At 41.5% G+C, this 12,299-nt stretch carries 6 protein-coding genes; 2 read left to right on the plus strand and 4 right to left on the minus strand.

All coding sequences use genetic code 11. The features are described 5' to 3' along the window. Nucleotides 1-6: 6 nt before the first annotated feature. Both SIB41_RS04185 and SIB41_RS04190 read left to right on the plus strand, forming a co-directional pair. A complete protein-coding gene (locus SIB41_RS04185) occupies nt 7-8,238 on the plus strand; it encodes a leucine-rich repeat protein (RefSeq protein ID WP_413360673.1) in 8,232 nt (2,743 codons plus the stop codon). 140 nt (nt 8,239-8,378) lie between these two features. Beyond that, nucleotides 8,379-8,837 (plus strand): hypothetical protein, encoded by a 459-nt coding sequence (locus tag SIB41_RS04190; protein ID WP_413360675.1) that lies wholly within the window; start codon nt 8,379-8,381, stop codon nt 8,835-8,837. 341 nt (nt 8,838-9,178) lie between these two features. On the opposite strand, the gene SIB41_RS04195 is transcribed toward SIB41_RS04190, so the two are convergent. The 4 genes from SIB41_RS04195 to SIB41_RS04210 form a co-directional block, all read right to left on the minus strand. After that, a complete protein-coding gene (locus tag SIB41_RS04195; protein WP_413360676.1) occupies nt 9,179-9,640 on the minus strand; it encodes a hypothetical protein in 462 nt (153 codons plus the stop codon). A gap of 353 nt (nt 9,641-9,993) precedes the next feature. Beyond that, nucleotides 9,994-10,626: a S1C family serine protease gene (locus tag SIB41_RS04200; RefSeq protein ID WP_413360678.1), complete on the minus strand. Its 633-nt coding sequence runs from the start codon at nt 10,624-10,626 to the stop codon at nt 9,994-9,996. A gap of 182 nt (nt 10,627-10,808) precedes the next feature. Continuing rightward, nucleotides 10,809-11,360 carry a hypothetical protein gene (locus SIB41_RS04205; protein WP_413360680.1) on the minus strand — a complete coding sequence of 184 codons (552 nt, stop codon included), beginning with the start codon at nt 11,358-11,360 and terminating at the stop codon, nt 10,809-10,811. Between the two features lie 149 nt (nt 11,361-11,509). Beyond that, nucleotides 11,510-11,632, minus strand: a complete 123-nt coding sequence (locus tag SIB41_RS04210; protein WP_413360682.1) for a hypothetical protein — start codon at nt 11,630-11,632, stop codon at nt 11,510-11,512. Nucleotides 11,633-12,299 lie beyond the last annotated feature (667 nt).

The following is a 12,299-nucleotide window of genomic DNA, read 5'->3' on the forward strand; positions in this document are numbered from 1 at the left end:
TTGCAAATGAGAAATTCCCTCAGCCAAGCAGATGCATTAGCCCTAATTGGAACCCAAGGGAATGCTGTAATAATTCCGGAAGGGTATACCGCGATTGACAGTAATGCATTTTCACATACTCAACTGACGAGTGTTGAAATCCCAAATAGCGTCACTTCGATTGGTGATATGGCATTTTTCAATACTCAACTGACGAGTGTTGAGATACCAAATAGCGTTACTTCGATTGGCAATATGGCATTTGGCACCCAGCTGCAGAGTGTTGTATTAAGTGATGGAATTAAATCGATTGCTGATGGGGCATTTTCAAATACTCAACTAACGAGTATTGAGATACCAAATAGCGTTATTTCGATTGGTAACAATGCATTTGCCGGTACTCAACTAACGAGTATTGAGATCCCAAATAGCGTTACTTCAATTGGCTCTAGTGCATTCCAAAATACTCAACTGACGAGTATTGTAATTCCAGATAGCGTTACTTCGATTCGTGATGGGGCATTTTCAAATACTCAACTGACGAGTATTGTAATTCCAGATAGCGTTACTTCGATTCGTGATGGGGCATTTTCAAATACTCAACTGACGGAGGTTGAGATCCCAAATAGCGTTACTTCGATTGGTGATGCGGCATTTGCGGGCAGTCAACTAACGAGTATTGAGATCCCAAATAGCGTTACTTCGATTGGCAATAGTGCATTTCGGGACACTCAACTGACGAGCGTTGAGATACCAAATAGCGTTACTTCAATTGAATTTAGTGCATTCCAAAATACTCCACTGAGGAGTATTAAGATACCAAATAGCGTTACTTCGATTGAATATGATGCATTTTATAGTACTGAACTGACGGAGGTTGAAATCCCAAATAGCGTCACTTCGATTGGTGCTAGAGCATTTTGGAATACTCAACTGACGAGTGTTGAGATACCAAATAGCGTTACTTCGATTGGCAATAATGCATTTGGCACCCGGCTGCAGAGTGTTGTATTAAGTGATGGAACTAAATCGATTGGTAACAGTGCATTTTTAAATACTCAACTAACGAGTATTGACATCCCAAATAGCGTTACTTCCATTGGTAACAGTGCATTTTCAAATACTCAACTGACGGAGGTTGAGATCCCAAATAGCGTTACTTCGATTGGTAATAATGCATTTGCCGGCACTCCACTAACGAGTATTGAGATACCAAATAGCGTTACTTCAATTGGCTCTAGTGCATTCCAAAATACTCAACTGACGAGTATTGACATCCCAAATAGCGTTACAGAGATTGGTGATTATGCATTTTTCAATACTCAACTGAGGAGTGTTAAGATCCCAAATAGCGTTACCTCGATTGGCAATAGTGCATTTGGTACCCAGCTGCAGAGTGTTGTATTAAGTGATGGAATTAAATCGATTGGTGATGGGGCATTTTCAAATACTCAACTAACGAGTATTGAGATCCCAAATAGCGTTACTTCGATTGGTAACAATGCATTTGCCGGTACTCCACTGACGAGTATAGAGATCCCAAATAGCGTTACTTCAATTGGCTCTAGTGCATTCCAAAATACTCCACTGACGAGTGTTGAGATACCAAATAGCGTTACTTCGATTGGCAATAGTGCATTTGGCACCCAGCTGCAGAGTGTTGTATTAAGTGATGGAATTAAATCGATTGGTGATGGGGCATTTATCAATAGTCAACTAACGAGTATTGAGATCCCAAATAGCGTTACTTCGATTGGCAATAGTGCATTTGCAAATACTCCACTAACGAGTATTGAGATCCCAAATAGCGTTACTTCGATTGGTAATAGTGCATTTTCAAATACTCCACTAACGAGTATTGAGATCCCAGATAGCGTCACCTCGATTGGAAGTGATGCATTTACGAATACTCAACTAACGAGTGTTGTTATTGGTGATGGCGTCACTACGATTGGCAATAATGCATTTGGCACCCAGCTGCAGAGTGTTGTATTAAGTGATGGAATTAAATCGATTGCTGATGGGGCATTCCAAAATACTCAACTCACGAGTATTGAGATACCAAATAGCGTTACTTCTATTGGCAATAGTGCATTCCAAAATACTCAACTCACGAGTATTGAGATACCAAATAGCGTTACTTCTATTGGCAATAGTGCATTTTTAAATACTCCACTAACGAGTGTTGAGATACCAAATAGTGTTACTTCAATTGGTGATATGGCATTTTCAAATACTCCACTAACGAGTGTTGAGATACCAAATAGTGTTACTTCAATTGGTGATATGGCATTTTCAAATACTCCACTAACGAGTGTTGAGATACCAAATAGTGTTACTTCGATTGGCAATAGTGCATTTTCAAATACTCAACTGACGAGTATTGAGGTGCCAAATAGTGTTACTTCGATTGGCAATAGTGCATTTGGCACCCAGCTGCAGAGTGTTGTATTAAGTGATGGAATTGAATCGATTGGTGATGGGGCTTTTGCGGGCAGTCAACTAACGAGTATTGAGATCCCAAATAGCGTTACTTCGATTGGCAATAATGCATTTTGGAATACTCAACTAACGAGTATTGAGATCCCAAATAGCGTAACTTCAATTGGCTCTAGTGCATTCCAAAATACTCCACTGACGAGTGTTGAGATCCCAAATAGCGTTACTTCGATTGGCAATAGTGCATTTGGCACCCAGCTGCAGAGTGTTGTATTAAGTGATGGAATTGAATCGATTGGTGATGGGGCATTTGCGGGCAGTCAACTAACGAGTATTGAGATCCCAAATAGCGTTACTTCGATTGGCAATAATGCATTTTGGAATACTCAACTAACGAGTATTGAGATCCCAAATAGCGTTACTTCTATTGGCAATAGTGCATTTTGGAATACTCCACTAACGAGTATTGAGATCCCAAATAGCGTAACTTCAATTGGCTCTAGTGCATTCCAAAATACTCCACTGACGAGTGTTGAGATCCCAAATAGTGTTACTTCGATTGGCAATAATGCATTTTGGAATACTCAACTAACGAGTATTGAGATACCAAATAGTGTTACTTCGATTGGCAATAGGGCATTTGGCAACCAACTGACAAGTGTTGTATTAAGTGATGGAATTGAATCGATTGGTGATGGGGCATTTTCAAATACTCAACTAACGAGTATTGAGATACCAAATAGCGTTACTTCCATTGGTAACAGTGCATTTGCAAGTACTCCACTGACGAGTATTGTAATGCCAGATAGCGTTACTTCGATTGGTAATAATGCATTTTGGAATACTCAACTAACGAGTATTGAGATACCAAATAGTGTTACTTCGATTGGTAATAGTGCATTTTCAAATACTCCACTAACGAGTATTGAGATCCCAGATAGCGTTACTTCAATTGGTGATCATGCATTTAGGAATACTCAACTAACGAGTGTTGTTATTGGTGATGGCGTCACTACGATTGGCAATAATGCATTTGGCACCCAGCTGCAGAGTGTTGTATTAAGTGATGGAATTAAATCGATTGCTGATGGGGCATTTTCAAATACTCAACTCACGAGTATTGAGATACCAAATAGCGTTACTTCTATTGGCAATAGTGCATTTTGGAATACTCCACTAACGAGTATTGAGATCCCAAATAGCGTAACTTCAATTGGTGATATGGCATTTTCAAATACTCCACTAACGAGTGTTGAGATACCAAATAGTGTTACTTCGATTGGCAATAGTGCATTTTCAAATACTCAACTGACGAGTATTGAGGTGCCAAATAGTGTTACTTCGATTGGCAATAGTGCATTTTCAGATACTCAACTGACGAGTATTGAGGTGCCAAATAGTGTTACTTCGATTGGTGATAGTTCATTTTCAAGTACTCCACTGACGAGTATTGTAATTCCAGATAGCGTTACTTCAATTGGTGATCATGCATTTAGGAATTCTCAACTGACGAATGTTGTATTAAGTGATGGAATTAAATCGATTGGTCGTCATGCATTTCAGGATACTCAACTAACGAGTATTGACATCCCAAATAGCGTTACAGAGATTGGTGCTTATGCATTTTCAAATACTCCACTAACGAGTGTTATAATTCCAGAAAATACAGAGATTCAAGAAAATACTTTTGATCCATATGTTTCGGTCGAGCAAATACATGAAAGCCTTTATCGATCAGATGCAATAGACCTCATCGCTACACAAGGGCAAGATTTAATCATTCCAGAAAGCTATAGATGGATTGGTAATAATGCCTTTCAGGGCACTCCGCTACAGAGTGTTGTAATTCCAGATAGCGTTATCTCGATTGGTGATCATGCCTTTCAGACCACTGGCCTAACGAGTATTGAGATCCCAAATAGCGTTACCTCGATTGGTAATCATGCCTTTCAGGGCACTCCGCTACAGAGTGTTGTAATTCCAGATAGCGTTACCTCGATTGATGAAGGGGCATTTTCAAATACTCAACTCACTAGTATTGAGATCCCAAATAGCGTTACCTCGATTGGTCTTAGGGCATTTTCAAGTACTCCACTGACGAGTGTTGAGATGCCAAATAGTGTTACTTCGATTGGCAATAGTGCATTTTCAAATACTCAACTGACGAGTATTGAAGTGCCAAATAGTGTTACTTCGATTGGTGATAGTTCATTTTCAAGTACTCCACTGACGAGTATTGTAATTCCAGATAGCGTTACTTCAATTGGTGATCATGCATTTTCAAATACTCAACTGACGAGTATTGAGATACCAAATAGTGTTACTTCGATTGGCAATAATGCATTTTGGAATACTCCACTAACGAGTGTTGAGATACCAAATAGTGTTACTTCGATTGGCAATAGGGCATTTGGGAATACTGAACTGACGAGCGTTTTAGTTCCGGAAGGTGCTGAGGTGAATAGCGAAGCATTTGATTCAACTGTTTCAATCACAATATATAAAGTGATTGATGGTACAGATGTTAATGACACAATTAATGGTGGTGTTGGCAATGACACGATTAATGGTCAATTAGGAAATGACTCGCTTAGTGGTGGAGTTGGCAATGACTCGCTTAGTGGTGGAGTTGGAATTGACGTGATTTATGGGGGAGTTGGCAATGATGTGATTGATGGTGGAGATGGTCATGACGTGGTCGATGGGGGCGATGGTCATGACACGATTAGTGGAGGCGGTGGTAATGACACGATTAGTGGTGGCATTGGTAATGACAATATTGATGGCGGAGAAGGTTCCGATGATTATGTATTTTTCAGTGGAACTAGAGGTGAATATACTTTAAGTCTTGATGGAAGCAGTGAAACATTTAGCGTTGCTGATAATACCACGAGCAGAGATGGTACTGATCAACTGCGAAACATAGAAGCGATTAACTTCTCGAGTGATGGCCGTTATTTGTTTCCTACAGATATATCCATTTCAGTCAAAAGCTTTGAGGCAAGCCTCCTGCCAGGAACTGCAATTGGATCACTATCAGCGACTGATCCTGATTCACCAAATGGTCATACTTTCGCATTAATATCAGGAAGAGGCAGTGAAGACAATTCATTCTTTAGCGTCACCGGAGATCAGCTAGTCATTAATGGTCCTGCTGATGAAGAAACAAAAACAAAAGAGACATATTCTTTAAGGCTAGAAGCTAAGGACCCAGATGGATTAGCAACAGCGAAGTCATTTGTTTTGGTCGAAGAAGGGTCAATCTTAAACAATTTAGATGCCATAGCACTCATTGAAGCCCAAGGGAATGATGTAATCATTCCAGCAGACAGCCAAAACAGTTATGTATGGATTGGCGAGGGTGCATTTGAGGGCACTGAACTCACGAGTGTTGAGATCCCAAATAGCGTTACTTCGATTGGAAGTGATGCATTCCGCCAAACTCCACTCACGAGTGTTATTATAGGCGATGGGGTCAAATCGATTGGTGATGGTGCATTTTTAAATACTCAACTCACGAGTGTTGTAATCCCAGAGAACGTCACATCTATTGGTGATGGTGCATTTGCTGGTACTCAACTATCGAGTATTTTGATTCCAGAAGATACTGAAGTACATGGTGATGCTTTTGATTCTTCTGTTGAAATCACAAGAGGCAAACCAGGGCCAGACGTAAGAACCAATCCCGATATTGCTAAAACATGGAACACTTATAAGACTCCACCCCCAGCAGATGCAGTCCTCGGAAATTCAGCTTATGTAATTGTTGATGGGCACTCCTGGGAAGAAGCAGAAGCCAATGCTGTAAAGCTTAATGGCAACCTGGTCACACTCAATACAGCAGCCGAACAAACATGGTTAACCAATAATTTCAATCAAACTATAATTAACAACGGAGACCCACTCAAAGGTGTTGCTGGTAAATGGACGGGGCTGACTACTGATCTGGCAGGTAGATACAAATGGAGTAGTGGTGAAATAACGCCTGGAAATGGAAATACCCTTCTTTGGCAAACCCCTCTATCTGCTATTGATTTCAATTTAGATGTTGGTCCACCTAGTTCACCCCTCAGCAGAGATTTCTTACAGACAGGCCAGCCTGGCAAGCATGCTTGGTTTGATACTGGTGGCAAACTCGAAACAAGAGCGGGGCAAGATTTTCTTACTAATCCATATGAGCCATATGGTGACCTGAAACCTGTTAATGGTTTCCCATATAGTGGCGGTATTGCGGAAATACCCCTTGATGTATATGGTAATTCTTTAGCAATTACTGCAGATAGCGACATTAAGCTCGGTTATAGCCTGCATTTAAACAACGGTACAGAAGTTGACAATGCTACTGGTTTAAATCAACTTGGTGTTCTTGGCGATTCTGTTGATCTAGATGATACCTATCGCCTGGACATCACAGCCAAGAGCCTTGCAGAAGGCTATAACTTAGAAACAGCAGATGTAACGATCAACTTTGATCCCTACTTGTTTAATGAGATCAAAGCATCGGATATCAAGATTGGTAGCCAGTTGCCAATTGCTAATGCCGTTCAGATTGATAATGATGCTGGCACAATCCGTATAGCAGCAGCAAGCCTTGGAGATCTTGCCGCTGGACAATCAATCTCATCAGAAAATGTTCTGGCGTCGATAGACGTCAATTTCAATGAACGTAATCTTGCAGGGCTCACTCAAAATTCAGATGGCAGCATCGACGATCCCAGCACACCACTGTTCTTTGGTTTGAGTGCCAATCAAGATGAAACAGTTTTCTCTAAAGCCTTAGAAGACAACAGCGGCTTTAGCAATCGTGAAATCAAGAGTCTGCGCGATCTCGGTGGTGATTTGGCTGTAGAAGGAACCAAAGTCACCCTGTATGAGGCAACAATCAACCTAGAAGAACAAGGCGATGGCTTGATCTTAAGTAGTGATCTTGAGATTGGATCCTATAACTCAAAACAAACAAATCTGGTACGAGCTGGCGATACGATTACAGCCACAAGTGAATGGACCAATGTGGGCAACATTCAGGCCAAAGACATACAAATTACTGGCCTAACGAATGCCAATGCAAGTTTGGCAAGCTCTGGTTTCTATATCAGTTCACCTGACGACAGTCAAACATCAACAAACCTCGAGAGTGGCAGCTTTGTTGATGGCGCATTTGTGCAAGCAGGTCAAGAAACAGCGCAACTGGTTGCCGATATTGAGATCACCGGTGCTGCAGGCAATGTTGTTGATCTAAGCCAAGGCATCCTCAGCCTTCAAGCAACAGGCTCAGACGTCTTTGAAAATCAAAAGGGCTCCAAAAACCTAATTACCTATCAAGGCGATTTGAACTACGACGGCCGGGTCTCGATGAAAGATCTGGCTTATCTCAATGCTGGTGCTGCAAGGCAACAGCAAGTCAGTGCTGATGACAGTGCAACTGAGGTTGATACCAATAACGATGGCTTTGTTGATGCCAGTGTGGCGCGAGGAGTCGATGCCAACTTTGATGGCCAGATCTCGATGGCAGATCTAGCTGTCTTGGATGCCGATTGGGGCCAAAGCCTGCATCAAGCAGCGAATGGAACAGAATCAAGCTTCAACGGATCCGATGATATTTCCTGGCAGGAACTCGACAGCCAGGGAACAACAGGCGAAGCGACCTGGGATAACCAAGCGTTTAAGGATCAAAACGCTGTAGAAGCGGGTAATGACTTCGTTGAATCACTTGAGAACCCAACAGCTGTGGGTGTGATTGGCATGAATGGCAACAGTATTAACAACGATGTTCCAGAAGGGGGAAAAGGAGATTCTCAGGATGAATCACTAACGTTGTAACCGCTTAATGCAGCAATCAGCACTGGCGCCAGTGAAACAACAAGCGAAGGCTTTTTCCAGCCAACAACGATTGGCTTGGGATTGAGATGGAGATGTCTTTATCTATTGCGGCAGCATTAAAGAACAACTATAATTAATAAATGAAGATTACCTACAAAGGAAACACCTACCAAGAGCTCCTTGATTTAACCGGTGACAAAGGTAAGACATCTTTTGAAGTTCCAGCAAGTGAAACTGAGTTAATTGATTTTATCTATAAATCAGGTTACGTGGATGAGGATGACTGTGATTGGCATGAAGATAAGTTATTCTTTGACATCCCTTCTTGGTGTAAGTTCTCACCCAACTCTTGGGAGATTGATGAAGATGGTTGGGGTGAAGGTGAGGATAAAGATTATTGGGATTGGAAAAAAGTTGAAATTCTTTACCCTCACAAACCTGAGCATCATGAAACTCTTATGTATTTAACTGCCTGTCAATGGTTAGAGGGCGACTGGGACGATGAAGAAATTAATTCCAAGAGGTGTAAAGAAGAGATTGAACCAATCCTTCCATTTGTAAAACAGCTATACAAATACAACAACGGTATTGATAGCTAAACCGATCATTCTTTGTGGCAGGTTTAGTGTTATTTCCTTTCTTTCTATTTGTAGTAAATGATATTCATGGATTATTCATCCCGTGATTGCTTTTGCACGTTTTCCAAACCAGTTACAGCAAAGGTTCTGAGGACACATTCCAAACTCATTTGGGTGGGTTGCTTGATTTCTACTAAATCCCTCCCATTATTCTAACTTTCTTCGGTTCATTCGTTTCCCTTAGCTTCTCATTAAGAGTGGCCGTGGCTTTTCGATCAAAGCTAAAGAATCGACTTAACAGTAGAGCTGCAATTAAACCAGAGATAACTCCAGTGAGATAAAGAAGTATAGGAGCCATTTGCTCAAGTGCCTCCGTTAGAGACCTGGCATTCATAGCAAGGGATAAATTTGGCGTCTTTCCAGGAATATAAAATTGGAGAGTTTTCAAGCTTCATAGTGATGCTATTCCTGGTGAATGAAAGAATTTCACCCTTGTTTTGCTCACTACTAACTGATTTCCCTTGATTGATTGAAACGTAAGTCGTGTTTGGTTTAAATCTAGGGTCGGTGCACATCTCCTCGTTTATACAGACAGTCGTTATCACTGTGAGATCAGAGCTTCTGAATCCACCACCAGCGCTATAGGCGTTGCCACAACGAAAGCTAGTGCCGGCAATGTCTTTAGATCGCTCACCGGAGACCGCATTCGTAAACCAGCCCACCGCTTCGTAGTTTGCGCAACCTGCAACGGCTGGCTGCTGATGGACTCCATGAAAAGCCAGTGAGACCAGTGTCAGAAACAGGCTTGAGCTAAAGCGGGACATCTATGACAAGGCCAGATCTTCAAACTAGATAGAGCCTCCTGACTTGTCAGATGGAGTCGTGGTAATCGTTGTGGATAGAAGAGAGGCTGTCTCCTACTCCCTTTACTAGAGGGAGAGACGCCTTTGTCCTTGCCTGTTACAGACCGATCTGAAGGCACTAAGAGGTCACTGACAGTTCTCCTCCAGCAACTTTGCAGCATGTTCATCACCTAGTTCTGCTGCTTTCTTCTAGTTCTCACAGGCTCCTTTGAGGTCTCCTAGTTCTTTTTTGGCATTAGCATGCTTGAGATAAGCATTGAGCATTGTGGTTCAATATCAATTGCCAAAGATCTGACGAATCTGTTTCGCGTTGTTTATTTTGTAGATAGATAGTTTCCATATGCATTAACTTGCTTCGTGAGTACTGGTCTGCTAACGCCTAAGTCTTCAAGAATGTCTATTATTGAGATGGCAAAATTCAAACCTTCTGCTCCTGACTTCTTGAATGTAACGACTCCAATAACTTCTCCATTAGAATTTACCAATGGGCCTCCGCTATTGCCTGGATTAACGGCAGCATCAGTTTGAATTAATGTTGAGCCAGATGGAACAGTCGATTTAAAGTCAGAACCAACCTGACGTACGGCACTCACCATACCTCTTGTAATGGTATTAGAAAGACCACGAGGACTACCTAGCACAAGGACATCTTGACCAGGAACTGGATATGTTGAATAACAAATTGGTAGTGGTGAACTCGCATTTCTACTCTTCAACTTAAGCACTGCAAAGTCTTCATTACTACTTATAAATACTGTCTTTGCTTGATCAGATGAACCATCGGAAAATTCTACTCGTGTAGTTTTATTTTTAGACCTGCCAACGACATGCCTATTCGTCATTATGTATGAGCCATCCCCTATCAGGAAACCACTACCTGTAGAGCCTCCAGATATTAGTTTTACTACCTTTGGTAGAGATAAGCCTGCGAGCTTTTGGTTATTCATACCAGGCTGGATAGTCTGGGGTAAAAGCTTTATATCTGGAGGCATCCATTTAGATGTAGTCTTACTAAATAGCTTTGACAGACTAGCTACTGTTTTTTCATGAATGGGAAATTCTTGGGCTATCTTAAATTTCAAGCAGTGTTGACATAAGCTTATTGTCTTAGGGCTAGGCATGCGTATGATTAACTTAGATGGATTTTTTCGGACTTTATTGACTCTATCAGGGGATTTGGAAGGATGAATTTACCTTCTTCTCCATACAATGTGTAAGTCTTGCCCAAATGCTTGATATCTATAGGTGATAGAAGTGTTTCAGTTGCTGTTTTGACAAGATAATTCACACCTGATAAGTACTCCGGGGTCCACTTTGTCATCACCCCGGCTCGATAACATGTGAAGGGGAATTCACAATTTTTTCTATTGTAGAAATTATCATATACAGCATATTCATCTTCTCCGTTAAATGAAGATGTTATTTTAACTAAGCTAGAGAATGGAGCATCTACTTTTAACCTTGTATCCCAACTATCGTCATTGGGAATATTTATAAAGCTAAGACCTGAACCCTGATCCACTACTTTTTTCCTGCCAATGCCTTTCTCGCAAATCTTTTTTTTAATTGGAGGCAAGTTTTCTGTATTATTACAGTAAGCCGGCCTTGATGATACTGGCTCAATGGGACTTATGAACAAAGCCATTGAAGCTGAAAGAAGCAACTTCTCTAAATTCTTCATGAATTAATAAAGCCTTCGAAGTATAAGTAATCTACTTGAAAAAATCATTACTTCCAGCTCCTTAAAAACTTGTCATCAAAATACTGTCAGCATGCCATTGAATCATTCCAGCAATTGTCTGAAAAGCGGAAATAAAAAATAACTAGACGCTATAACTTAAAAGCCGCAGCAGAAGCAATGACTAATGGTGTCTTTGCTCCTGCTAGAGACAAAACAACAGCAGTAGCAGCACCAACCCCAATTGCAATGGCACCAGTACGACAATGGGACATCAAAAGGTGGCGTACTCCGATGCCTTAAGACTAGGTATGGGAGTCAGATCGACCATTAGGGCAGCAACTGCAAGACATGAAGAAGGGCACCCGCGTTGGATGCCCTCAAGTCCAGGACAGGTTTTCAGGGTTTCTACGTCCTCGGACTCCTGATCTAGGTCTAAGCAAGCAACAACAAGGCGTCAGTAGGCAGAATTGCTCCTTTCGATCAAGGGTCTCTAAATGCCCCAGCAATAAACTTTCATACCAGTGGGTGCAGGTCTTTTTGTAGCTGCTAAGAACATAAAAAAGAACCATCCGAATCGGGATAGAGGGTTTAAGTAGGCGTTTCGTTTTTAAGCGGGTTTTCCCAGGCCCGCTGTATCCCTCGCAATCACGCCAGTTGGGTCCCAATCCACCTAGCGATAGCGATTATTGATCAGCAGTCACAACAACTGCAGCGACAACTACAAGCACAGGTTACAGAGGCTGTCATTGACTGAAAAAGCAAGCGGCACCAAAATAGAAAGATGAAAAGCAAGGCTATTGATAGGATTAGTCGCAAGACTGATCTAGAATAATCAGATTCTCCATCCAAATTACTTCTAATCAATCGATATGCACAAATAAAGGTGTGACCTACGTCACAATTGAATATGAGCAAGTTCGTGGCTCAAAAGGTTCTGGA

The sequence above is a fragment of the Prochlorococcus sp. MIT 1201 genome, assembly GCF_047303415.1.
GTDB classification, from domain to species: domain Bacteria; phylum Cyanobacteriota; class Cyanobacteriia; order PCC-6307; family Cyanobiaceae; genus Prochlorococcus; species Prochlorococcus marinus_D.